This is a genomic window from Aeromicrobium sp. JP4 (assembly GCF_054957925.1).
The window spans coordinates 2,453,130-2,476,152 of sequence record NZ_CM143290.1 but is presented as its reverse complement, the minus strand read 5'-3'; the positions used below and the strand labels follow the sequence as shown (position 1 = coordinate 2,476,152).

General features: G+C 71.0%; 21 protein-coding genes and 1 riboswitch. Of the genes, 6 read left to right on the top strand and 15 right to left on the bottom strand.

Translation table 11 applies throughout. From position 1 onward, the window contains the following. Positions 1–3 precede the first annotated feature (3 nt). The 5 genes from ACY1JX_RS12130 to cysC all read right to left on the bottom strand — a co-directional run bounded on the left by ACY1JX_RS12130 (position 4) and on the right by cysC (position 6,367). On the bottom strand, positions 4–1,608 hold the full coding sequence (locus ACY1JX_RS12130) for an AMP-binding protein (protein ID WP_462564114.1): 1,605 nt from the start codon (positions 1,606–1,608) through the stop codon (positions 4–6). A 148-nt stretch (positions 1,609–1,756) separates the two neighbouring features. Further along, positions 1,757–2,197: a DUF779 domain-containing protein gene (locus ACY1JX_RS12125; RefSeq protein ID WP_462564113.1), complete on the bottom strand. Its 441-nt coding sequence runs from the start codon at positions 2,195–2,197 to the stop codon at positions 1,757–1,759. Positions 2,198–2,202: 5 nt separating this feature from the next. Further along, the gene (exaC, locus tag ACY1JX_RS12120; RefSeq protein ID WP_462564112.1) at positions 2,203–3,726 is read right to left on the bottom strand and encodes an acetaldehyde dehydrogenase ExaC; all 1,524 of its coding nucleotides are present in this window, start codon (positions 3,724–3,726) and stop codon (positions 2,203–2,205) included. A gap of 94 nt (positions 3,727–3,820) precedes the next feature. Continuing rightward, positions 3,821–5,119, bottom strand: a complete 1,299-nt coding sequence (locus tag ACY1JX_RS12115) for a GAF domain-containing protein (protein ID WP_286931130.1) — start codon at positions 5,117–5,119, stop codon at positions 3,821–3,823. 57 nt (positions 5,120–5,176) lie between these two features. Further along, complete coding sequence (gene cysC / locus ACY1JX_RS12110; RefSeq protein WP_286931128.1) at positions 5,177–6,367, bottom strand: adenylyl-sulfate kinase; 1,191 nt, start codon at positions 6,365–6,367, stop codon at positions 5,177–5,179. Positions 6,368–6,524: 157 nt separating this feature from the next. Here cysC and cysD point away from each other — a divergent pair, with 157 nt between their 5' ends. After that, positions 6,525–7,445, top strand: a complete 921-nt coding sequence (gene cysD, locus ACY1JX_RS12105) for a sulfate adenylyltransferase subunit CysD (protein ID WP_286931126.1) — start codon at positions 6,525–6,527, stop codon at positions 7,443–7,445. Beyond that, positions 7,445–8,689: a sulfate adenylyltransferase subunit CysN gene (gene cysN, locus ACY1JX_RS12100; protein ID WP_181752918.1), complete on the top strand. Its 1,245-nt coding sequence runs from the start codon at positions 7,445–7,447 to the stop codon at positions 8,687–8,689. The genes cysD and cysN overlap by 1 nt, the downstream gene beginning before the upstream one ends. 78 nt (positions 8,690–8,767) lie before the next feature. Here cysN and ACY1JX_RS12095 read toward each other — a convergent pair whose 3' ends face one another. From ACY1JX_RS12095 to ACY1JX_RS12055, 9 genes are all read right to left on the bottom strand, one after another. Continuing rightward, on the bottom strand, positions 8,768–10,216 hold the full coding sequence (locus ACY1JX_RS12095; protein WP_181752920.1) for a sugar transferase: 1,449 nt from the start codon (positions 10,214–10,216) through the stop codon (positions 8,768–8,770). Positions 10,217–10,618: 402 nt separating this feature from the next. Beyond that, positions 10,619–11,368 (bottom strand): acyltransferase, encoded by a 750-nt coding sequence (locus ACY1JX_RS12090; RefSeq protein WP_181752922.1) that lies wholly within the window; start codon positions 11,366–11,368, stop codon positions 10,619–10,621. Positions 11,369–11,436: 68 nt separating this feature from the next. After that, positions 11,437–13,074: a chaperonin GroEL gene (gene groL, locus ACY1JX_RS12085; RefSeq protein ID WP_181752924.1), complete on the bottom strand. Its 1,638-nt coding sequence runs from the start codon at positions 13,072–13,074 to the stop codon at positions 11,437–11,439. Between the two features lie 104 nt (positions 13,075–13,178). Continuing rightward, a complete protein-coding gene (locus tag ACY1JX_RS12080) occupies positions 13,179–13,382 on the bottom strand; it encodes a cold-shock protein (protein ID WP_181752926.1) in 204 nt (67 codons plus the stop codon). Positions 13,383–13,481: 99 nt separating this feature from the next. Continuing rightward, on the bottom strand, positions 13,482–13,760 hold the full coding sequence (locus ACY1JX_RS12075; protein WP_181752928.1) for a ubiquitin-like small modifier protein 1: 279 nt from the start codon (positions 13,758–13,760) through the stop codon (positions 13,482–13,484). A gap of 32 nt (positions 13,761–13,792) precedes the next feature. Next, a complete protein-coding gene (thrC, locus tag ACY1JX_RS12070; RefSeq protein ID WP_286931119.1) occupies positions 13,793–15,073 on the bottom strand; it encodes a threonine synthase in 1,281 nt (426 codons plus the stop codon). Then, a riboswitch (SAM riboswitch) is annotated at positions 15,067–15,179 on the bottom strand. Its footprint overlaps the gene before it by 7 nt. 68 nt (positions 15,180–15,247) lie before the next feature. Beyond that, a complete protein-coding gene (gene otsB, locus ACY1JX_RS12065; RefSeq protein ID WP_286931117.1) occupies positions 15,248–16,021 on the bottom strand; it encodes a trehalose-phosphatase in 774 nt (257 codons plus the stop codon). Between the two features lie 30 nt (positions 16,022–16,051). Continuing rightward, positions 16,052–16,618: a LytR C-terminal domain-containing protein gene (locus ACY1JX_RS12060; protein ID WP_181752934.1), complete on the bottom strand. Its 567-nt coding sequence runs from the start codon at positions 16,616–16,618 to the stop codon at positions 16,052–16,054. A gap of 1 nt (position 16,619) precedes the next feature. Next, a complete protein-coding gene (locus tag ACY1JX_RS12055) occupies positions 16,620–16,910 on the bottom strand; it encodes a DUF3263 domain-containing protein (RefSeq protein WP_078699991.1) in 291 nt (96 codons plus the stop codon). A gap of 111 nt (positions 16,911–17,021) precedes the next feature. Here ACY1JX_RS12055 and ACY1JX_RS12050 point away from each other — a divergent pair, with 111 nt between their 5' ends. Genes ACY1JX_RS12050 through ACY1JX_RS12035 form a run of 4 tightly spaced genes read left to right on the top strand, consistent with a single transcriptional unit; the run spans position 17,022 to position 21,735 of the window. Next, positions 17,022–18,446: an alpha,alpha-trehalose-phosphate synthase (UDP-forming) gene (locus ACY1JX_RS12050; RefSeq protein WP_462564111.1), complete on the top strand. Its 1,425-nt coding sequence runs from the start codon at positions 17,022–17,024 to the stop codon at positions 18,444–18,446. After that, positions 18,436–19,749: an MFS transporter gene (locus tag ACY1JX_RS12045; RefSeq protein WP_286931114.1), complete on the top strand. Its 1,314-nt coding sequence runs from the start codon at positions 18,436–18,438 to the stop codon at positions 19,747–19,749. Before ACY1JX_RS12050 ends, ACY1JX_RS12045 begins: the two co-directional genes overlap by 11 nt. Then, the gene (locus tag ACY1JX_RS12040) at positions 19,739–21,148 is read left to right on the top strand and encodes a pyridoxal phosphate-dependent decarboxylase family protein (RefSeq protein ID WP_286931112.1); all 1,410 of its coding nucleotides are present in this window, start codon (positions 19,739–19,741) and stop codon (positions 21,146–21,148) included. Before ACY1JX_RS12045 ends, ACY1JX_RS12040 begins: the two co-directional genes overlap by 11 nt. Beyond that, positions 21,148–21,735: a GNAT family N-acetyltransferase gene (locus tag ACY1JX_RS12035; RefSeq protein WP_181752942.1), complete on the top strand. Its 588-nt coding sequence runs from the start codon at positions 21,148–21,150 to the stop codon at positions 21,733–21,735. Before ACY1JX_RS12040 ends, ACY1JX_RS12035 begins: the two co-directional genes overlap by 1 nt. Position 21,736: 1 nt before the next feature. On the opposite strand, the gene ACY1JX_RS12030 is transcribed toward ACY1JX_RS12035, so the two are convergent. Beyond that, positions 21,737–22,987 (bottom strand): MFS transporter, encoded by a 1,251-nt coding sequence (locus ACY1JX_RS12030; RefSeq protein WP_181752944.1) that lies wholly within the window; start codon positions 22,985–22,987, stop codon positions 21,737–21,739. Positions 22,988–23,023: the final 36 nt, after the last annotated feature.

Here is a 23,023-nt window from a genome sequence, read left to right as displayed (position 1 = left end):
GGGTCAGGCGGTGGTCTCGAAGGCGGGCAGCTGCCGCTTCATGACCTTGCCCGTGGGGTTGCGCGGCAGGGTGTCGAGGAACATGACACCGCGCGGCACGGCGGAGCGGGCGACGTTGTCCTTGGCGAACTCGACCAGCTCGTCGGCGGTGACGTCGCTGCCCTCCTTGCGCACCACGTAGGCGGCCAGGCGCTGACCCCACTCGGGGTCGGCGATGCCGGTGACGACCACGTCGGCCACCTCGGGGTGCTCGACGAGGCAGTCCTCGAGCTCGCGCGGGAAGACGTTCTCACCGCCGGAGATGATCATGTCGTCGTCGCGGCCGGCGACGAAGAGGCGACCCTCCTCGTCGAAGTAGCCGAGGTCGCCCGAGTCCATCAGGCCCGAGTGGAACGACTTGTTGCGGCCGTCGGTGTAGCCGCCGAACGGCATGTCGTTGACCACGTGGATGACGCCGATGTCGCCCTGGGGCACCTCGTTGCCGTCGTGGTCGAGGATCTTGACCGTCGTGCGCCACGGGACCCGGCCCGCGGTGCCCGGCGCGGCGCGCAGGTCCTTCGGGTCGGCGATCGTGATCCAGCTGGTCTCGGTGGCACCGTAGAAGTTGTAGATCGAGTCGGTGTACATGTCCATGAAGTGCAGCGCCAGGTCGCCGGCCAGGGCCGAGCCGCTGGAGGCGGTGATCTGCAGGCTGGACACGTCGGTCTCCTTGACCACCCGCGGGTCGGCCTTGACCATGCGCTGGAGCATGAGGGGCACGACCACGAGGACGCGGACCTTGTACTTCTCGATGTCGCGCAGGGTCTGCTCGGGGATGAACTTGCGGCGCAGGACGAACGTGGGGCACGTCGACAGGCCGAAGCCCAGGTTGATCAGGCCCCACGAGTGGAACAGCGGCGCGGCGATCGAGACGACCGAGTTGCTCTGGTACGGGATCGCCCCGAAGTACGCCAGCAGCGGCTTGAGGTCCTCGGGCTCCTTGCGCTTCGCGCCCTTGGGCAGGCCCGTCGTGCCGGAGGTGAAGATGATCATCTCGCCGTGCCGCGAGGGGACGGGCTGGTCGCCGGACGGCTTGCCGACCGTGGAGGACTCGATCGAGGGCAGGTCCGAGGGTGCGTCGGCATCGGCCCAGGCCAGCATGAGGCGGCTGCGCCGGACGTCCTCGACGAGCGGCAGGAACTCCTGGTCGAGGATGAGCAGCTCGGCGCCCTCGCGCTCGGCCAGGTCGGTCAGCTGGGCGCGGCTGGACATCGTGTTGAGCAGCAGGACGCGGCCGCCCAGCTGCACGACGGCGATGAGGGCGATGACGAGGTAGCGGTGGTTGCGCGACAGGACCGCGACCGAGTCACCGGGCTCGATGCCGCGCTCGCGCAGCACCTCGGTGAACTGGTTGACCTGCGTGACGAGGTCCTCGTAGGTGATCTCGCCGGCGTCGTCGATGATCGCGATCTGCTTGGGGTAGCGCTTGGCCGCGGCGTTGATGCCGGACGGCAGCCCCGGACCCCACTTCTTGAGCACGCGCGCGGCACCGATCAGCTTGTGAGGCGGCAGCGCCTTGATGACGCCAATGCGGCGCAGAACCTTCAGTTTGTAACCCAAGTCACCCATGCGGGAGAGCGTAACAGTCAGATTCCGTGCATCTGAGGGTTTCCTCATGCTCTCGTCGTGGGAGCGCTGTGCCCCGTGGGGCCAGTGGGGAAGATGCCTCGAACGGGTGGTCGTTCATGGTCCCGTCGGGTCCCCCGAGCGGGCGGTCTCAGGCCGTCGCATCACCTCGGACCACCGGGACCATCCCGGACGTCTCGCCCTCGGTGAACACCCGCGACCGGATGATGAAGCGGTGCCCCGTCGGCCCCTCGATCGAGAAGCCGGCACCGCGGCCGGGAACGACGTCGATCGTGATGTGGGTGTGCGACCAGTAGGCGAACTGCGCCGCCGAGATCCACACCGGGACCGGCTCGGGCGTGCCCGCGTCCAGCTCGCCCAGGAGCACGTCGGCACCACCGATCAGCAGCGTGCCCTGGGTGTAGCACATCGGCGCCGACCCGTCGCAGCAGCCGCCGGACTGGTGGAACATCAACGGCTGGTCGTGATCGGCCCGGAGGCGGCGGAGCAGCTCCGCCGCCTCCGGGGTCACGGCCACCCGGGCCGTCGGGAGGGAGGACCCGACGGGCTCGGGTGACATCTCGGTCTCCATGGGGATCAGAAGAAGCCGAGAGCGTTGGGCGAGTAGCTGACGAGGAGGTTCTTCGTCTGCTGGTAGTGGTCGAGCATCTGGCGGTGGTTCTCGCGCCCGATCCCGGAGTTCTTGTAGCCGCCGAACGCCGCGTGCGCGGGGTACTGGTGGTAGCAGTTCGTCCAGACGCGGCCGGCCTCGATCGTCCGGCCCGCGCGGTAGGCGGTGCTGGTGTCGCGGCTCCACACGCCGGCGCCGAGACCGTAGAGGGTGTCGTTGGCGATGCCCATCGCGTCGTCGAAGTCGTCGAAGCCGGTCACCGAGACGACCGGGCCGAAGATCTCCTCCTGGAAGATGCGCATCTTGTTGTGGCCCTGGAAGATCGTCGGCGCCACGTAGTAGCCGCCCGACAGGTCGCCGCCGAGGTCGACGCGCTCGCCGCCGGTGATGATGCGGGCTCCCTCCTCCACGCCGATCTGGATATAGGACAGGATCTTCTCGAGCTGGTCGTTGCTCGCCTGCGCGCCGATCATCGTCTCGGTGTCCAGCGGGTTGCCCTGCTTGATCGCCTTGGTGCGCTCGGTCGCTGCGGGCAGGAACTGCTCGAGGATCGAGTTCTGGACGAGCGCGCGGCTGGGGCACGTGCAGACCTCGCCCTGGTTGAGGGCGAACATCGTGAATCCCTCGAGCGCCTTGTCGTAGAACGCGTCGTCCGCGCTCGCGACGTCCTCGAAGAAGATGTTCGGGCTCTTGCCGCCCAGCTCGAGGGTGACGGGGATGAGGTTCTGCGCCGCGTTCTGCATGATGAGCCGGCCCGTGGTCGTCTCGCCGGTGAACGCGATCTTGCGGATGCGGCTGCTGGCCGCCAGCGGGGCGCCGGCCTCGGCACCGAAGCCGTTGACCACGTTGAGGACGCCCGGGGGAAGCAGGTCGGCGATCAGCTCCATCAGCAGCATGATGGACGCCGGCGTCTGCTCGGCGGGCTTGAGGACGATCGCGTTGCCGGCCGCGAGCGCCGGAGCGAGCTTCCACACGGCCATCAGCAGCGGGAAGTTCCACGGGATGATCTGGCCGACGACGCCGAGCGGCTCGTGGAAGTGGTACGCGACCGTGTCCTCGTCGATCTGGCTGATCGAGCCCTCCTGGGCGCGGATGCAGCCGGCGAAGTACCGGAAGTGGTCCACCGCGAGCAGCAGGTCGGCGGCCATCGTCTCGCGGACGGGCTTGCCGTTGTCCCAGGTCTCGCCGACGGCCAGCATCTCGAGGTTCTCCTCGATGCGGTCGGCGATCTTGTTGAGGATGATCGCCCGCTCGGTCGTGGACGTCTTGCCCCATGCCGGCGCGGCCGCGTGGGCGGCGTCCAGCGCGGCCTCGATGTCCTCGGCGGTTCCTCGGGCGACCTCGCAGAACACCTGGCCGTTGACCGGGGAGACGTTCTCGAAGTACTGGCCCTTGGCAGGGGCGACGTACTCGCCGCCGATCCAGTGGTCGTAGCGCGGCTTGTAGGAGACGACGCTGCCCTCGGTGCCGGGCGCTGCGTAGACGGCCATAGTGATGACTCCTTCGTCGGGGGACGGATGTGAGGGGGCTCACACCGCATGGCCCGACGGTAGGCAGCGCAACGTTGCGTGAACGTACGTCCGGTCAGCCGAGCTCGGCGTCGAGCCGCTCGAGATGGTCGGCGACCTGCGCGAAACGGGGTGAGGACTCGGGCAGGACGCGGGCGATGCGCTCCCAGACCTCGAAGTCGTCACGGCCGTGCCCGGTGTCGGCGAACGGGAGCAGCGCGTCGGGGTCGTCGCAGACGAGCAGGTGCGAGCGCACCAGCTGGTGCAGGTCGTCGCGGGCCGCCACCACCGCGGGCGCCTGCGAGTCGGGCAGGATCGGCCCGCGGTAGCGCGCGACGGCCTGGCGCAGCCGACCGGCGGCGAGGTCGTCGCGGATCCGCTGGGCATCGGTGTCCACCGCCCCGGCGAACCGATACGGCCGCGACTCCAGGCGCACGCCGCCGAGGACCTGACGCAGCCGGGACAGCTCGGCGCGGATCGTCACCTCGGGCAGCTCGTCGTCGCTGAGCGCGACCGCCAGCTCGGCGGTGGTCAGGCCGCGGTCGGCCGCGGCCACGAGCAGCGCGATCTCACTGTGGCGGGCGCTGAGCCGGGTGGTGGTCGTCCCGTGGTGCAGCAGCGCCCCACGGACGCCCAGCACGTCGATCCGCGGGCGCCTCGCGCCGGGGCTGGGACTCGTGCGTGACGCCGCCGCGCCGCGGACCCGTTCCAGGCGCAGCTCGGCCTCGACCGCCGCCGCCGTGGCGCGCACCAGTCCCAGGCTCGTCGCGCTCGCGACCTCGGCGCCCCCGGTGAGGTCGATGACCCCGAGGACGGCTCCCGTGTCGGGGTCGTGCACCGGCGCGGCCGAGCAGCTCCAGGGCGTGACCTGACGGGCGAGGTGCTCGGGCCCCAGCAGCGAGACGGCGCGATCGAGCGCGAGCGCCGTGCCCGGGGCGTTGGTGCCGGCACTGGCCTCGCTCCAGTCGGCGCCCGGAACGAAGTTCATCTCCTCGGCCATCCGGCGCAGCTGCGCCGCCCCCTCGACCCACAGCAGCTGGCCCGCGGCGTCGCTCACGGCGACCAGCAGGCCGGCGTCGGCCGCACTCTCGACCAGCAGCCGCCGCACGACGGGCATCCCGGCGGCCAGCGGGTGGTCGCGACGGATCTCCTCCAGCCGGGAGGAGTCCAGCGTGATCGCCGCGAGGGCGCGCTCGGGGTCGAGCCCGCCGAGCAGGCTGCGCCGCCACGACTCGCTGACCACCGACCGGACAGGGCCGTCGACGGCTCCCGTGGACAGGAAGGAGTCGTGGGCGTCGTGCAGCGCCCGCGCCAACGCGTCGGGATCGACTCCCGGCGGTACGGCGAAGGGCGATTCGGTGGGCCCCGGCGGCATGGGGTGAATCCTAGCGGGGGGTGTGAACCAGGTCACACGGAGCGGCCGCCACCCCCGTCACGACCCGGCGACGACGCCTCTCTCCCGCAAGAGGCCCACCACGGCCTCGACGCACTCCCCCACCCCCATGAGCGACGTGTCGATCGTGAGGTCTGCGTCGTGGGGGCGCTCGTACGGCGAGTCGATCCCGGTGAAGTCGCGGATGAGGCCGGCGCGCGCCTTGGCGTAGAGGCCCTTGCGATCGCGGGCCTCGGCGACGACCAGCGGCGTGGCCACGTGGACGACCAGGAACTGCGAGCGCGGCTCGACGCGCTCGCGCATCGCCCGACGCACCGAGGCGAAGGGAGCGATGGGGGCGCACACGGCCAGGCCGCCGGCCTCGGCCACCCGGGCACCGACCCACGCGATCCGGGTCAGGTTCCTGGCGCGGTCCTCGCGGCTGAACCCGAGCCCGTCGGACAGCTCACGACGCACGTCGTCGCCGTCGAGCAGGACCGCGGGCGCCAGGCCGCGGGCGATGACCGCCTCCACCACGGCACGCCCCACGGTCGACTTGCCGGCGCCGGACAGCCCCGTGAGCAGCAGCACGGCACCGCGGGCCTCCCTCGCGCCGGGCCTGCGGAAGTCCAGCGGGTCCCGGACCCCGAGGGAGCGCAGGGCGATCGCGAGCACCTCCTGCGAGGTCGTGGTCTCGCTGACGGCGGGAGCCGGGAGGTACCAGGCCGCGGCGTTCGGGACCTGCTCGGCGCAGCGGCGCAGCTCCTCCATGAGGGCCATGTCGCCGGCCCAGGCGTCGTCGCCGACGCCGACCAGGGCGAGCGGGCGGCCCGCCGCGAGGTCCACGGCGCGCAGCACGTCGGCAGCGCCGACCCGCCCACCGAAGAGCGCCACGACGTGGTCGCCCAGGTTCACCGGCACGACCAGGCGGGACCCGCGGGCCGGAGGGTGCTCGGCGGCCCGCACGGCCCGCAGCCGGCCCGCCACCCACGTGGTGCCGTCGTCGCGGGGGCGCGTGTCGGTCAGCACGAGCACTGCCAGCGGCGTGTTGTCGGGATCGGTCAGGGTGAGCGACCCCTGGGCCACGGCCTCGCGGGCCGCGTCGGCCGGGACCGCGAGGTTGGCCTCCAGCGGCCAGTCCGCCGGGACCCGTCCGGGCAGGCAGTAGCCGTCGACCGCGTCGAGGAACCCGCCGAGGATCAGCTCGAGCCCGTCGAGCTGGTGGCCTCGCAGCACCGCGTCGGCGCTCACCCGGGGCCCGCACTGTCCACGAAGTGGTCGCGTCCGGGGAGCCACGGGTCCATGGGCGACGATTGTGGCACAGCCGATGCCTGCTGTCGGCCGCACGAGAATGCCCAGCGGCCGCGTCCCCGCAGCACCGCTCGACCCCATGGGGAGGAACACGTCGATGACCGACACGCGTGAGTCGCGTCGCTACGGCATGAGCCAGCTCGACCATCTCGAGGCCGAGGCGATCTACATCATCCGCGAGCTCGTCGCGGAGAACGAGCGGCCCGCCCTGCTGTTCTCCGGCGGCAAGGACTCGGTCGTGATGCTCAACCTCGCGGTGCGCGCCTTCGCGCCCGGCCCGATTCCGTTCCCGGTGGTGCACATCGACACCGGGCACAACTTCGACGAGGTCCTCGAGTTCCGCGACCGCGTGGTGGAGCAGCTCGGCGTCCGGCTGATCGTCGGCTCGGTCCAGGACGCGATCGACGAGGGCTTCGTGCGCGAGGAGCCGAACGGCTCGCGCAACCGCATCCAGACGCCCGTCCTGATCCGCACCACCGAGCAGCACGGCCTCAGCGCCCTGTTCGGCGGCGCCCGGCGCGACGAGGAGAAGGCCCGCGCCAAGGAGCGCGTGTTCTCCTTCCGCGACGACTTCGGGCAGTGGGACCCCAAGAACCAGCGCCCCGAGCTGTGGTCGCTCTACAACGGCCGCATCCATCCGGGCGAGAGCATCCGCTGCTTCCCGCTGTCGAACTGGACCGAGCTGGACATCTGGCAGTACATCGCCCGCGAGAACATCGAGCTGCCCGACATCTACTACGCCCAGAAGCGCGAGGTCTTCCTGCGCGGCGGCATGTACTTCACGATCAACCAGCACTGCCAGCCGCGCGACGACGAGGAGGTGTTCGTCGAGTCGGTCCGCTACCGCACCGTCGGCGACGCCACCCTGACCGCGGCGGTCCCCTCGACCGCCACCACGCCGGACGAGGTGGTGGCCGAGGTCGCCGCCACGCGCATCACCGAGCGCGGCGCCACCCGCGGCGACGACAAGGTCAGTGAGGCTGCGATGGAGGATCGCAAGAAGGAGGGCTACTTCTGATGGACATCCTGCGATTCGCCACGGCCGGCTCGGTCGACGACGGCAAGAGCACCCTCATCGGCCGGCTGCTGTTCGACAGCAAGTCGATCTTCACCGACCAGCTCGAGGCCGTGGAGGCCACGAGCGCCCAGCGTGGCGACGAGTACACCGACCTGGCGCTGCTCACCGACGGCCTGCGCGCCGAGCGCGAGCAGGGCATCACGATCGACGTGGCCTACCGCTACTTCTCGACGCCGAAGCGCAAGTTCATCATCGCGGACACGCCCGGGCACATCCAGTACACGCGCAACATGGTGACGGGCGCCTCCACCGCCGACCTCGCGATCATCCTCGTGGACGCCCGCAAGGGCCTGCAGGAGCAGAGCCGCCGCCACGCCACGCTCGTGTCGCTGCTGCGCGTGCCGCACGTCGTGCTGGCGATCAACAAGATGGACCTCGTCGACTGGTCCGAGGACGTCTACAAGCGCATCAGCGACGAGTTCGTCGACTTCGCCGCGCGCCTGGAGTTCACCGACGTCACGACGATCCCGCTCTCGGCGCTCACGGGCGACAACGTCGTCTCGCGCTCGGCCGAGATGGACTGGTTCGAGGGGCCGTCGCTGCTGCACCACCTGGAGAACGTCTACATCGCGAGCGACCGCAACCTCGTCGACGTGCGGTTCCCGGTGCAGTACGTCATCCGTCCCCAGAACGGCCAGGGCGACTACCGCGCGTTCGCGGGCCAGGTCGTCAGCGGCGTCATGCGCCCCGGCGACGAGGTACTGGTGCTGCCCAGCGGGCTGCCCAGCCGGATCAAGGCGATCGACACCGCCCAGGGCGAGCTGGCCGAGGCGTTCGCGCCGATGTCGGTCACCGTGCGCCTCGAGGACGAGGTCGACGTGTCGCGCGGCGACATGATCGTGCGCCCCAACAACCAGCCGGTCGTCACGCAGGATCTCGACGCGATGGTCTGCTGGATGGACAGCGACGCGATGACCGTCGGCGGCAAGTACGCGATCAAGCACACCACCCGGTCGGCCCGCGCGCTGGTCAAGGAGATCAAGTACGAGCTCGACGTGAACACGCTGCACCGCAACCAGGCGCCGGGCAGCCTCGGGCTCAACGCGATCGGTCGCGTGGTGCTGCGCACGACGCAGCCGCTGATGGTCGATCCCTACCAGCGGAACCGGCAGTCGGGGTCGTTCATCCTCATCGACGAGGCCACGAACCGCACGGTCGGCGCGGGCACCATCACCGAGCACTGACCGGCGCACCCGCCCCGCACGCACAAGAACGGCCGTCGCCCCGAGGGGCGGCGGCCGTTCTGCCGGGGGGCTCGTGTCCTACCAGGCGCCCTTGCGACCGAGGACCACGCCGACGGTCTTGAGCAGGATCGTCAGGTCCATCCGCAGGTTCCAGTTGTTGACGTACATCAGGTCGAGACGGATCGACTCGTCCCACGAGAGGTTCGAGCGGCCGCTGACCTGCCACAGGCCGGTCATGCCGGGCTTGACGTGCAGCCGGCGCCACACCCACTGGCTGTACTGCGACGTCTCGCTCTCGATGGCCGGGCGGGGGCCCACCAGCGCCATGTCGCCGAGCAGCACGTTGAACAGCTGGGGCAGCTCGTCGAGCGACGTCTGGCGCAGCATGCGGCCGACCCGGGTGACCCGGGGGTCCTGGGCCATCTTGAACAACGGGCCCGCACCCTCGTTGAGCTCACGCAGGTCCTCGACCCGCTGGTCGGCGTCCACCACCATCGTGCGGAACTTGAAGATCGTGAACGGCACGCCGTCCTTGCCCGTGCGCTCCTGCCGGTAGATGATCGGCCCCCGCGTGTCCAGGCGGATGCCCAGCGCGATGAGCGCCATCAGCGGCGCGCCGAACATGATCGCCAGCACCGCGAACGCACGGTCGAAGAAGGCCTTGATCGCCTGGCCCACGAGGTGGCTGTTCGGCGGGTCCAGGGCCAGCGCCAGCTGGTCGCCGACCCGGGTGGGCCGCACGAACTCGACGTAGTCGTTCATGTCGGTCAGCACGAGGCACTCGATCTCGGCCCGCTGCAGGCCCCACGCGAGGTGACGCAGCGACGGGTCGCCCAGGGCCTGGTCGGCCGTGATGACCACCCGCGCCCCGTGGACGGTGCGCAGCAGCTTCGGGACGTCGCGGACCACGGAGTTCACCGTGGCGCTGCCCAGCGGCTGCGTGGAGTCCCACGTGCAGCGCCCGACGACGACGAGGTCGTGACGGTCCTCCCAGCGGGCCGCGAGCCGGTTGACCGCGTCGGCGGGACCCACCAGCAGCGTGGGCACCCGGCGCAGCGCCGTGCGGTGCACGAGCGCGGAGGCCACGATCAGCGAGGCGGTCACGCTCAGGACGACCACGGCGGCGCGCAGCTCGGCCGAGACGACGTCGGACAGGACGAGGGTGGCCAGCGCACCGAGCGCGAGGACCGCGATCAGTCGCTTGGCCGGACGCAGCGAACCCGCCCGCTCGTAGGCCGGCAGCGCGGCGAGGCTGAAGCCGAGCCACAGGACGACGCCGGCGGACAGGGCCGTGAGGGCCCCGGGCGCCATGCCGACGACGAGGCCGGCGACGATCGTTCCCGCGAGCACGACGAGGTGCCCGACGAGTCCCTGGCGGACGAGTGCTTCCAGTGACGAACGCCCCGTGGGCATCGCCGTGAGTTCCCGGTGGACCGAAGGTGATCCGGTGCCGGGGTCGCTGGTGATGGGCTCCACCAGGCGCAGCGGAAGGACGGTTTCATCGCGCCCGTCGATCGCTGAAGTCATGCCAACTCCCCAATGCGCACCTGCGGTGACGTGCTGCGGACCCCTCCGCCTCACCGCGGCACACGTGCCGTCGTGTCTGCGTACTCAGCCAAGAGCGTCGTTGAGTGGTGCCGATACAAGCCCGTAGGCCAGCCCCCCGGCCCGGTTCCCCCGCACCCGATGTCTCCCTCCGCCGGATTCCCCCTCCGACGGCCACCGAATGACGCGATGCCCCTGTCTTTCCCCTCGAAAGTAGGCCATGCCGGGACGTGTGTCAGGGCATTCTGCAAATTCCCGCATGTAGCGCACGTCACATTTCCCCAGACTGCGGTTTGTCGCGATCCGTGCAGGCGAACGCATCGATTCGCGCACAAGCCTCAGGGGTAACTTGAAGTTTCCAGCATCAGAGGCGATTTTTTGGGCTCATGGGGCGTCGTCGAACGACCACGTGGTTCCCTCACGCACCACACGTCCCGGTGACCCCGCCACCACCACGTTCGGAGGCACTTTCTGACCCCGCACGACGGCCCTCAGACCGACGCAGACGTGGTCGCCGATCTCGACGTGGCCCGAGACGACCGACTCACGGCACAGCCACACGTGGTGACCGATGCGGATCGTGGCGCCGAAGGGGTTGATCCGCTCCCCCGTGACCGCGTCCTCGAGCCGGTGCATGTCGTCGGTGGCGATGTAGACCCCGGCCGCCCACAGCTGGTCGCCCGCGGCCACGACACGGCCGCCGTTGCGCGCGTCGACGACGGGCGACCGGGTGGCCACGAGGGGCCCGTGCAGGACGATCGAGGAGCCCGGACCGCAGTACAGCTCCCCCGCCGTGAGCACGACGCGCTCGTCGAGGAAGACGGTCGCCTCGTTCCCGCCGACGAGCAGCGACGTCAGGTGGTCCATCGGCGCACCGACCACGATCAGCGCGTCCTGGAAGTAGAAGGTGGTCAGCGCCGCGACGACGTGGTCGGGCAGCCGCGCCCCGGGCGCCGCGTACAGCGCGTTGCCGAGGTCGTTCCACCAGGAGGGCAGCGGCCCGTCCATCCGCCGCCAGTCGAGCGCGTCGAGGCGGGCGGGGTCCACGCCGGCGGCCACGAGCCGGTCCCGGTGGTCGGGCGTCATCGCGTCGTCGGTCCGGGACAGGTCGAGCCAGGAGGTCACGCCGGACATCCTCGCACCCCCGGACGCACGGAACCCCGGCACCTGTGAGGTGCCGGGGTCCCGTGGAACAGCTGGGATCAGAAGCCCATGCCGCCCATGCCACCCATGTCGCCCATGTCGGGCGCGCCGGCCGCGCCCGCGGGCTCCGGCTTGTCGGCCACGACGGCCTCGGTGGTCAGGAACAGCGCGGCGATCGACGCGGCGTTCTGCAGCGCCGAGCGCGTGACCTTGGCCGGATCGATGATGCCGGTCGCGATCATGTCGACGTACTCGCCGGTGGCCGCGTTGAGGCCCTGGCCCTGCTCGAGGTTGGCGACCTTCTCCGCCACGACGCCGCCCTCGAGGCCGGCGTTGATGGCGATCTGCTTCAGCGGGGCCGAGGTGGCGACGCGGACGATGTTCGCGCCGGTGGCCTCGTCACCCTCGAGCTCGAGCTTCTCGAACGCGGCCTTGCTGGCCTGGACGAGCGCGACACCGCCGCCGGGGACGATGCCCTCCTCGACGGCCGCCTTGGCGTTGCGGACGGCGTCCTCGATGCGGTGCTTGCGCTCCTTGAGCTCGACCTCGGTGGCCGCGCCGACCTTGATGACGGCCACGCCGCCGGCCAGCTTGGCGAGGCGCTCCTGGAGCTTCTCGCGGTCGTAGTCCGAGTCGCTGTTCTCGATCTCGGCCTTGATCTGCGCCACGCGGCCCTGGATCTGGGCCTCGTCGCCGCCACCCTCGACGATGGTGGTCTCGTCCTTGGTCGTGACGACCTTGCGCGCGGTGCCGAGCAGCGTCAGGTCGGCGTTCTCGAGCTTGAGGCCGACCTCCTCGCTGATGACCTCGCCACCGGTGAGGATCGCGATGTCGGTCAGCATCGCCTTGCGACGGTCACCGAAGCCGGGCGCCTTGATGGCGACGGACTTGAAGGTGCCCTTCAGCTTGTTGACGATGAGGGTGGCCAGCGCCTCGCCCTCGACGTCCTCGGCGATGATGGCCAGCGGCTTGCCGGTCTGCATGACCTTCTCCAGCACCGGGACCATGTCCTTGACGGTGGTGATCTTGCTGTTGACGATCAGGATGTACGGATCCTCGAGCACGGTCTCCATGCGCTCGGGGTCGGTGACCATGTAGCCCGACAGGTGACCCTTGTCGAAGCGCATGCCCTCGGTCAGCTCGAGGTCGAGGCCGAACGTGTTCGACTCCTCGACGGTGATGACGCCTTCCTTGCCGACCTTGTCCATCGCCTCGGCGATGATCTCGCCGACCGTGGTGTCAGCGGCGGAGATGGAGGCGGTGGAGGCGATCTGCTCCTTGGTCTCGACGTCCTTCGCCATGGCGAGCAGCTGCTCGCTGATGGCCTCGACGGCGATCTCGATGCCCTTCTTCAGGCCCATCGGGTTGGCGCCGGCGGCGACGTTGCGCAGACCCTCGCGCACGAGCGCCTGGGCCAGGACGGTGGCGGTGGTGGTGCCGTCACCCGCGACGTCGTCGGTCTTCTTGGCGACCTCCTTGACGAGCTCGGCACCGATCTTCTCGTAGGGATCCTCGAGCTCGATCTCCTTGGCGATGGAGACGCCGTCGTTCGTGATCGTGGGGGCTCCCCACTTCTTCTCCAGGACGACGTTCCGGCCCTTGGGGCCGAGGGTGACCTTGACGGCGTCGGCGAGCTGGTTCATGCCCCGCTCGAGCCCGCGCCGGGCTTCTTCGTTGAATGCGATGGACTTGGCCATGGGTGCGTGTCTCCGACATAAGTAGAAGTGGAACTAGCACTCTCACTATACGAGTGCTAATCCCCACCGTTCAAGCGACCCCGCACCCGAGGTCGCCCGAAGCGCTAGTGCAGGGGCTGCACGTTCTCGGCCTCACGTCCCTTGGGGCCGTCGACGACCTCCAGCTCGACGTTCTGGCCGTCCTCGAGGGTCTTGAACCCGTTGATCGCGATCTTGGACCAGTGGACGAAGACGTCGTCCTGGCCCTCGACGGCGATGAAGCCGTAACCCTTGTCGGAGTTGAACCACTTGACGGTGCCATGCACCATGAGACCACCTTGTTCTGCGCGGAAAGGCCCGCGGCCGGACCAGAGCCAGCGTATCGGCAGCAGCCCCGATCCTCCTACGCGGGATTGCCGGGGAGGGACTCAGCAGCCGCCGGCAACGGCCGGGATGACCGAGATCTGGGTGCCGTCGGGGGTCCGGGTGTCGAGGCCGTCGGCGAAGCGGACATCCTCCTCCGCCACGTAGACGTTCACGAAGCGGCGCAGCTTGCCGTCCTCATCGACGATGCGCGCCCGGATGCCGGGGTAGGTCGTCTCGAGCGACTCCAGCACGTCGCTGAGGCGGTCGCCCTCGGCGCTGACCTGGGACTCGTCGTTCGTGTAGCTGCGCAGGATCGTGGGGATGCGGACGGACACGGCCATGGGGGTCTCCTCGGGTGGTTCGGTCGGACGGCTCAGGCGATGCCGGCCGCGGTGAAGGCGTCGTAGGTGGGGGCGATGGTGGCGCGGGCGCCGACGGATCCGGCGACGGCGTCGAGCGTCTTGAGGCCGTGACCGGTGTTGATCACCACGGTCTCCAGCTCGGGGTCGAGCTGACCGGTCTCGACGAGCTTCTTCAGCACGGCGACGGTCGTGCCGCCCGCGGTCTCGGTGAAGATGCCCTCGGTGCGCGCCAGCAGCACGATGCCGTCGCGGATCTGGTCGTCGTCGACCTCCTCGACGCCGCCGCCGGTGGAGCGGGCGATGTCGAGCACGTAGATGCCGTCGGCCGGGTTGCCGATCGCGAGCGACTTGGCGATCGTGTCGGGCCGCACGGGCCGGATCGCGTCGACGCCGTCCTTGTACGCCGTGGCGACGGGGTTGCAGCCCGTGGCCTGCGCGCCGAACACCCGGTAGGGCTTGTCCTCGACCAGGCCGAGCGCGATGAGCTCGCCGAACGCCTTGTGCACCTTGGTCAGCTGCGAGCCGGAGGCGACGGGGATGACGATCTGGTCGGGCAGGCGCCAGCCGAGCTGCTCGGCGATCTCGTACCCGAGCGTCTTGGAGCCCTCGGCGTAGAAGGGGCGCACGTTCACGTTGACGAACGCCCACCCGTCCTCCTCGCCGGCGATCTCGCTGGCCAGCTTGTTGACGTCGTCGTAGTTGCCGTCGACCGCGACGAGGTTCTCGGTGAAGATCGCCGAGTTCACCTGCTTGGGCGTCTCGAGGTTGCTCGGGATGAACACGACCGTGCGGATGCCGGCCCGCGCGCCGGCCGCGGCGACCGCGTTGGCGAGGTTGCCGGTGGAGGGGCACGCGAAGACCTTGCTGCCGAACTCGCGGGCCGCGCTCAGCGCGCACGCGACGACGCGGTCCTTGAAGGAGTTGGTGGGGTTGGTGCTGTCGTCCTTGACCCACAGCTTCGCCAGGCCGAGCTCGGCGGCGAGGTTGCGGGCGTCGAGCAGCCGGGTGAAGCCGGGCTCGAGGTTCGGGCTGCTCTCGATGTCGTCGGGGACCGGCAGCAGGGCCTTGTAGCGCCAGATGTTGGCCGGGCCCGCCTCGATCTGCTCGCGCGTCACCGCGCCGAAGTCGTAGGCGATCTCCAGCGGACCGAAGCACTCGTAACAGGCGTAGTGGGGACCGAGCTCGCGCGTGGCGCCGCACTCGCGGCACTTCAGGGCGGTGGCGGGGCCGAAGGCACCCTCGCGGAGGGTGGTGGTCTCGGGGGTCGTGACGCTCACGAAGACTCCATTCATCTCTCCGGGTCGACGTTCGACCGCGGACGGAATTAGCACCTGGCCGGTGATCGGCTGGTTGCTGGGGCTTCGTCGGGCCGTGTCCCTCTGCCCCTCGGGATGAGTGGCTTCAGACTAAATGGCCGTCTCACGATACGTCCACTCCGTCCGGATGACGAGACGGCAAACGGAGGGTCAGGCGGGCGCGAACCGGTCGGCGAGATCGCCGAGCCACGCGGCCACGGCGTCGGGGCCGTCGAGCACCACGTCGGCCAGCGCGAGCAGCGCGTCCTGCTCGTCGGAGGCCGAGCACACGAGCGTGACGTCCATCCCCTGCTCGCGCAGGGCGATGCCCTCCTCGAAGGCCGGCAGGTCACCGAGGTCGTCGCCGGCGTAGATCACGGCACCGGGCTCGACGCGGCCGACCACGCGACGCAGGGTCTGACCCTTGTCGGTGCCGGCGGAGCGCAGCTCGATCACCTGGCGGCCCGGCTCGAGGTGCAGTCCGACCTCGGCCGCCAGCGCCTCGATCTGGGGACGCAGCTCGTCCAGCAGGCCCGGCGCGACGCCGCGCGTGTGCAGCGCGATCGCGAGCCCCTTGTCCTCGATCCGGATCCGGGACGCGTCGTGCTCCACGAGCCACTGCGGCAGCCGCGCGGCGAGGTCGGAGACCGCCTGGGGGCGGTGCGGCTGGCGCACCTCGCCGCTCGCGGCGTCCCAGCGCTCGGCCCCGTACTGACCACACACCACCATGCGGTCGAGCCCCGGCCCGTCCTCGAAGCGGCCGAGCCGCCGCACCTGGTCCACGGGGCGGCCGGTGATGATCGTCAGCTCACGGAGCACCGGACCCAAACGGCGCAGGGCGGCCAGCGAGTCGGGATGGATCCAGGCCGATGCGGGGTCCTGGACGATGGGTGCGAGCGTGCCGTCGAAGTCGAGCGCGAGCAGCGTGCGCCCCGGGTCGGTCATGGGAAAAGTATGGCGCGGGGGCACGAGGACTCAGCGGGGGCTGGCCAGCACGACCGTGAGGTTGGTTCCGGACATGCCCGCGGTGGCGGGCATGAGACGGGAGATCGCCAGGTCGGCGCCGAGCAGCGCCGCCTCGCCCTGGCGGCCCGCCGGGAAGTAGATCGTGTCCTGCGGCACGTTGCCGCGCCAGTCGGCGATCGCCCCGATCGTCCACCCGGCCGCCTGCGCCTGGCCGGCCACACGCCCCGCGAGACCGCCGATGCCGATCTGGTTGTAGACCGAGACGCCGATCGAGCGCGTCGCCGTGGGCTCGGTGGTGGGCTCCGTCGTCGGCTCCGTCTTAGGCGTCGCCGACTTCTTCGGCTTCGGCTTGGCCGACTTCTTCGCCGTGGCCTTCGCGGTGGGCGTGGGGCCGGTCGTGGTGCGCTCGGCGGACCGCGCGGGCGCCTCGTCGTCGCGGACGGCCTCGATGATGGCCCACCCGCCGGCGACGCCCAGGACGAGCCACACCGCGGGCAGCACGATCACGGTCCAGGCCGCGCCGCGCCGTTCGGGGTCACGCCGGTCGTCACGCGGTTCGAGGGGAGGCTGGTCCACTTCAGCGATCGGAGCCGGTGCGTCGCGCCTGGCGCTGACGCTGGCGCTGCGAGCGGAGGCGGCGCAGGCGCTTGACCAGCAGTGGGTCGTGCGCGAGGGCGTCCTCGGAGTCGATCAGCGCGTTGAGGATCTGGTAGTACCGCGTCGAGGTCATGTCGAACTTGTCGCGGATCGCCTGCTCCTTGGCCCCGGCGTACTTCCACCACAGGCGTTCGAGCTCGAGCATCTCGCGGTCGCGGTCGGACAATGCGCCCGCGCTGACCACCTGGTCGTGACTCTCCACCGCTGCCATGCCCCTGATCGTACCGGCGGAATCACACGGTTGTCATTCCCCCGCGAGAATCGGGCGGACCCGGACGCCCGCTCCGGGGCGGAGGCCACCGTTCTCCCCTAGGGTGGCCCCATGGCGCCGGAGCAAGCTGACTTCCTCGTGATCGCCAACCGGCTGCCGGTGGACCGCCTGATCGACGCCGACGGCGAGATCTCCTGGCGCACGTCGCCCGGCGGACTGGTCACCGCGCTCGAGCCCGTCATGAAGCTGCGCGGCGGCGCGTGGATCGGCTGGCACGGCGCCGCCGAGGAGGACCTCGACGAGTTCGAGCACGACGGACTGCGCCTCGTGCCCGTGCCGCTGTCGGAGGCGGAGGTCGAGGAGTACTACGAGGGCTTCTCCAACGGCACGCTCTGGCCGCTCTACCACGACGTCGTCGTCACCCCGGAGTACCACCGCGAGTGGTGGGACTCCTACGTCACGGTGAACCGCCGCATCGCCGAGAAGGCCGCCACGCTCGCCGCGCCGGGCGCCGTGGTCTGGGTGCAGGACTACCAGCTCCAGCTGGTGCCGCAGATGCTGCGAGAGCTGCGTCCCGACCTGCTCATCGGGTTCTTCCTCCACATCCCCTTCCCGCCCACCGAGCTGTTCCAGCAGCTGCCGTGGCGGCGCCAGATCCTCGAGGGGCTGCTCGGCGCCGACCTCGTCGGCTTCCAGATGCCCGGCGGCGCGCAGAACTTCGCCCGTCTCGTGCGCCAGCGCGTCGGCCACCGCACGGTGCGCGACACGGTGTTCCTGCCCGACGGGCGCAAGGTGCTCGCCCGGGCCTACCCGATCTCGATCGACGCCCGCGGCTTCGAGCAGCTCTCGCGCACCCCCGAGGTCACGGCCCGCGCCCAGGAGATCCGCGACAGCCTGGGCAATCCGCGCCACGTGCTCATCGGCATCGACCGCCTCGACTACACCAAGGGACTGCCGCAGCGGCTGCGCGCCTTCGGCGAGCTCGTCAGCGACGGCGTCATCGACGTGGACGACGCCGTCTTCGTCCAGGTGGCCACCCCGTCTCGCGAGCGCGTGCACCAGTACCGGGTCCTGCGCGACGACATCAACCGCCTCGTCGGGCGCATCAACGGCGACATGGGGCGCATCGGCCAGCAGCCGGTGCAGTACCTGCACGCGTCGTTCCCGCGCGAGGAGATGGCCGCGATGTACCGGGCCGCCGACGTCATGGTCGTCACTCCCCTGCGCGACGGCATGAACCTCGTGGCCAAGGAGTACATCGCCACGCGCTGGGACGACCGCGGTGCGCTCGTGCTCAGCGAATTCGCCGGTGCCGCCGGAGAGCTCAAGCAGGCGTTCCAGGTCAACCCGCACGACATCAACGGCATGAAGGACGCGCTGCTCGGCGCGATGCAGGCCAACCCGGTCGACCTGCGCAAGCGGATGCGCGCCCTGCGCAAGCAGGTCATGGAGAACGACATCGAGCGCTGGGCCAACACCTTCCTGGCCGAGCTCGCGGCCGTGCGCGACATCGGGCCGTCCGACGGTGACGGCTGAGCTTCCCGCCCGGGTCCGCCGCGGGTACGCACTCGGCAGCGTCGCGACCGGGACGTTCGGCACCGTCCCCGGGCTCCTGCTGCTGCCCTACCTGACCGACGAGATCGGCATCGGCGCGGCACTGGCCGGGGTTCTGGTCTTCGCACCGAAGGCGTGGGACGTGGTCCTCAACCCGATCGCGGGGCGGATCAGCGACCGCTCGACCCATCCCTCGGGCCGCCGCCGGCCCTTCCTCGTGCGCGCCGGCCTCACCCTCGCGGTGCTGTTCGCCGTGATGTTCGCCGGCCCCTCCGAGCCGAGCGCGCTGGCCGCCGCGTGGGTGGCCGTGGCGTTCCTGGGCTGCGCCAGCGCGTACGCGTTCTTCCAGGTCCCCTACGTCGCGATGCCGGCCGAGCTGACGCTGGACTACGCCGAGCGCACGCGGCTCATGACGTGGCGCGTGGTGGTGCTGGCGCTGGCGATCCTGCTGTCGGGCGCCACCGCGCCGATCGTGGCCGACCAGCTCGGTCACGCCGCGATGGGCGTCTACGTGGGCGTGCTCATCGCACTCGGCGTCCTCGGGTCGTGGTGGGGCACCCGTGGCGCGCCCGAGCACCCCACCCAGACCGCCGCCGGCACCCTCGCCGACCAACTGCGGCTCGTGGCCGCCAACCCCGACTTCCGTGCGGTCCTGCTGACCTTCGTCGTGCAGGCGGCGGCCATCGGCACGGTGCTCGCCGGCGTCGCCTACGTCGCCGACGACCTGCTCGACAGCGCCGCCGCGAACACGTTCCTCTTCGTGGCCTTCGTGGGTCCGGCGCTGCTCGTCACGCCGCTGTGGGAGCGCTACGCCGCCACGCGGGGCAAGCGGTCGGGGTACGGCCTGGCCACCGGATTCCTCGTGGTCGGCATGGCCGCCCTGCTGACGGCCCACGCCGGGTGGACGGGCCTGACCTACGTCGCGGCCGCCCTCGTGGGCATCGGCTACGCCGGCGCCCAGGTGTTCCCCATGGCGATGCTGCCCGACGTCGCCGCCGACGACGCGCAGCGCAGCGGCTCGAACCGCATCGGCGTCTTCACGGGCGTGTGGACCGCCGGCGAGACGCTGGGACTGGCCCTCGGGCCCGGGATCTTCGCGCTCGTGCTCACCGCGGGCGGCTACGTGTCGTCCACCGGCGACGTCACGGTGACCCAGCCCGACAGCGCACGCCTCGCGATCGCCCTCGGGTTCTCGGTGCTGCCCGCCGCACTGGCCGCGCTCAGCCTCGTGCTGCTGCGCGGCTACCGCCTCGACGACCGCCTCAGGAGCCTCGATGTCACCTGACCAGATCCTCGCCGAGCTCGCCGCCCGACGGCAGGGCGACCTGCCCACGCACGGCGGCAGGACCCTGGCCTACGTCTACGACTCCGGGCTCGAGGAGGCCGACGAGGTCGCCCGGCAGGCCATCGCGATGTACGCCGCCACGAACGGTCTCGACCCGACGGCGTTCCCGAGTCTGCTCTCGATGGAGTCCGACCTCGTCGGCTTCGCCCGGTCGGCGCTGCACGGCGGTGACGAGGTGGTCGGCACCGTCACGTCGGGGGGCACCGAGTCGATCCTGCTGGCCGTGCAGACCGCCCGCGACGCGGCCGGGGTCGAGCGTCCGGCCCTGGTGGTGCCCACCACGATCCACGCCGCGTTCGCGAAGGCGGCGCACTACTTCGGCGTCGAGCTCGTGACCGTGCCCGTGGGCCCGGGCCATCGCGCCGACGTCGCCGCGATGGCCGCGACGATCGACCGGCTCGGCGACCGCGTCGTGCTGGTGGCGGCCTCCACGCCGTCGTACGCCCACGGCGTGATCGACCCCGTCGAGGACCTCGCCGCCGTCACCCGCGAACGCGGCCTGCGGTTCCACGTGGACGCGTGCATCGGCGGCTGGATCCTGCCGTGGACGCCGGACGCCCCGGCCTGGGACTTCGCCGTGCCGGGCGTCACCAGCATCTCGGTGGACCTCCACAAGTACGCCTACACGCCCAAGGGGGTGTCGCTGCTGCTGCACGCCGACGCCGCCCTGCGCCGCCCCCAGTTCTTCGCGCACGCCGACTGGCCGGGCTACACGATGCTGAACTCGACGACCCAGTCCACGAAGTCGGGCGGGCCCCTCGCGGCCGCGTGGGCCGTGGTGCAGCTGATTGGCGACGACGGCTACCGCGACCTCGTCCGGCGCACGCTCGACGGCACGCGGCGGCTAGCCGAGGGCATCGAGGCGATCGACCACCTGCACCTCGTGGAGCGTCCCGACACCTCGCTCGTCGTGGTGGGCACCGACGACGCCGTCGACGTGTTCACGATCAGCGACCTGATGCTCGACCGTGGCTGGTTCGTCCAGCCGCAGATGCGCTTTGGCGACGAGCCCGCGAACCTGCACCTGACGATCTCGGCGGCCACCGCCGCGTCCGTGCCCGAGTTCCTGGAGGCCCTGCGCGAGTCCGTCGCAGCCGCGGCCGCCTCCGGTCCGATCCGGATCGACCCGCTGCTGGCCGAGGCCGCGGCCGGCCTGGACCCGGACACGCTCGACGACGAGGCGTTCGACGGCCTGCTCGCCCTGGCGGGTCTCGCCGGTGAGGGCGGTCAGGTGGCGGTCCCCGAGCGCCTCGGCCCCGTCAACGCACTGGTCGACGTCGCTCCCCCGCGCGTCCGCGAGGCGCTGATGATCGCCTTCCTCGACCGGCTGACCCGCTGATGACCGATTCCTGGAGGACGCCCGTCACGCTGAGCGGCACGCTGGTGCGCCTTGAGCCGCTCGGTCCCGAGCACGCCGCCGGCCTCGCCGGGGCCGGCGACGACCCCGCCGTCTTCGAGCACCTGCGCGGGTGGGACGTCATGACGCCCGAGGTGGCCGCCGCGCGGATCGAGCGCACCCTGGCCAACCCGTCGCTGGTCCCGTGGGCGCAGGTCGACCTGCGCAGCGGCGAGGTGGCCGGGATGACGTGCTTCTACGACGTCGACGACGAGCTGCGCACGGTGGCGATCGGCCACACCTGGATCGGTCGCCGCTTCTGGCGCAACGGCCTGAACACCGAGGCGAAGCTGCTGCTGCTCACCCGCGCCTTCGACGACCTCGGCTGCGTCCGCGTCGTGTGGCACACCGACATCCGCAACGAGCGCTCGCAGGCGGCGATCACCCGCCTCGGGGCCCAGCGCGAGGGCGTGCTGCGCAAGCACAAGCCGCGCGACGACGGGTCGTGGCGCGACACCGTGACGTTCTCGATGCTCGACGACGAGTGGCCGCAGGCCCGCGACCGGCTGACCGCCGCGCTGCGGCGCTGACTCAGGAGACGATGCGGGCGTTGCGCAGGATGCGCTGGGTGGCGACCGAGACCACGAACGCCACGACCATCGCGCCGATTGTGACGGCGAAGGCCGGCGTGGGCCCCGACGGACCGAACGCACCGTCGGCGGCACGTCCCGCGAGCGACGCGCCGGTGGCGTAGCCCAGTCCGGTGGCGCCGGCCATGAACGTCATGGCCGTGCCGATCCGCGCGGGTGGCACGATGAGGCCGGCCAGCGCGAACGCGCTGATCAGGTAGGGCGCCACCGCGAAGCCCAGCACGGCGATCACGGCGACGACCTGCGGGATCGTCTGCACGAGCAGCAGCGGCAGGGAGAGCGCGACCATCGCGCCGGACGCCCACAGCATGCGGGTGGCGTAGAGGACGCTGACCGGGACGGCCGCGAGCGACAGCGCCGCGATCATGCTGCCGACGCCGAGGACCGCGTGGATGAGGCCGGCCACGTCAGGATGACCCTGCTGGGTGGCCAGGACCGTGGAGCCGGCCTGGATGCTGCCGAAGAACGTGCCCATGAGGTAGACGGCGAACGCCAGCACGATGAACGCGGCGGTCCACAGCTTCACACCGTGCGTGGGCGCGTGCTCGCTCCCGCGGGGCACGAGCGCCGCGGTGCGGTGCACGGCGAACCACGAGCCGAAGACGAGGAGCAGCACGGCGGCGGCCAGCAGCGCTCCGTCGGCCCCGACCAGCACGCCGAGGATGCCGACGAGCGCCGGGCCGAGCACGAAGGACGCCTCGTCCCCCGCGCCCTCGTAGGAGAAGGCCAGGTCGACGAAGCGGTTCACCTCGGACTGGCGGATGCGACCCTCGTCGACCCGCTTGGCCAGCACCGGACGCCACCGTACGCGGGCCAGCGGCCCGACCTGCGGCATCACGAGGCCGGTGACTGCCGCGACCGCGATGAGGGCGCCCGAGGAGACGCCCCGGTCGGAGCAGACGACGATCGCGACGAGACCGATCGACCCGAGGATCGACTGCGTGAGCACCACGGGGCGCTGGCCGACGCGGTCGGCGGCGGCACCGAAGAACGGCGAGCCGATCGCGCTGGCGACAGCGAGCGCGCCCGCGGTGGCACCGGCGATGCCGTACTTGCCGGTGGACTGGGCCACGAGCAGCAGTACGCCCATCTGGCTCATCGCGAGCGGGATGCGCCCCAGGAACGCCACCGCGACGAAGGAGAATCCAGCTGCGCCCCAGAGGCGGCGGTAGTCGGCGATGGCAGAAGACACAACCCGCCCATGCTACCGGTCGGCCCCACCGGAGCC

Coding starts and splice junctions, on each gene's coding strand:
- ACY1JX_RS12125 (WP_462564113.1), bottom strand. CDS start 2,197: ATGGAGACCGAGATGTCACCCGAGCCCGTCGGGTCCTCCCTCCCGACG.
- cysN (WP_181752918.1), top strand. CDS start 7,445: ATGGACATCCTGCGATTCGCCACGGCCGGCTCGGTCGACGACGGCAAG.
- ACY1JX_RS12095 (WP_181752920.1), bottom strand. CDS start 10,216: ATGACTTCAGCGATCGACGGGCGCGATGAAACCGTCCTTCCGCTGCGC.
- ACY1JX_RS12050 (WP_462564111.1), top strand. CDS start 17,022: ATGGCGCCGGAGCAAGCTGACTTCCTCGTGATCGCCAACCGGCTGCCG.
- ACY1JX_RS12115 (WP_286931130.1), bottom strand. CDS start 5,119: ATGCCGCCGGGGCCCACCGAATCGCCCTTCGCCGTACCGCCGGGAGTC.
- ACY1JX_RS12130 (WP_462564114.1), bottom strand. CDS start 1,608: ATGGGTGACTTGGGTTACAAACTGAAGGTTCTGCGCCGCATTGGCGTC.
- otsB (WP_286931117.1), bottom strand. CDS start 16,021: ATGACCGACCCGGGGCGCACGCTGCTCGCGCTCGACTTCGACGGCACG.
- ACY1JX_RS12040 (WP_286931112.1), top strand. CDS start 19,739: ATGTCACCTGACCAGATCCTCGCCGAGCTCGCCGCCCGACGGCAGGGC.
- cysD (WP_286931126.1), top strand. CDS start 6,525: ATGACCGACACGCGTGAGTCGCGTCGCTACGGCATGAGCCAGCTCGAC.
- ACY1JX_RS12055 (WP_078699991.1), bottom strand. CDS start 16,910: ATGGCAGCGGTGGAGAGTCACGACCAGGTGGTCAGCGCGGGCGCATTG.
- ACY1JX_RS12075 (WP_181752928.1), bottom strand. CDS start 13,760: ATGGCCGTGTCCGTCCGCATCCCCACGATCCTGCGCAGCTACACGAAC.
- groL (WP_181752924.1), bottom strand. CDS start 13,074: ATGGCCAAGTCCATCGCATTCAACGAAGAAGCCCGGCGCGGGCTCGAG.
- thrC (WP_286931119.1), bottom strand. CDS start 15,073: ATGAATGGAGTCTTCGTGAGCGTCACGACCCCCGAGACCACCACCCTC.
- exaC (WP_462564112.1), bottom strand. CDS start 3,726: ATGGCCGTCTACGCAGCGCCCGGCACCGAGGGCAGCGTCGTCTCCTAC.
- ACY1JX_RS12080 (WP_181752926.1), bottom strand. CDS start 13,382: ATGGTGCATGGCACCGTCAAGTGGTTCAACTCCGACAAGGGTTACGGC.
- ACY1JX_RS12035 (WP_181752942.1), top strand. CDS start 21,148: ATGACCGATTCCTGGAGGACGCCCGTCACGCTGAGCGGCACGCTGGTG.
- ACY1JX_RS12090 (WP_181752922.1), bottom strand. CDS start 11,368: ATGTCCGGCGTGACCTCCTGGCTCGACCTGTCCCGGACCGACGACGCG.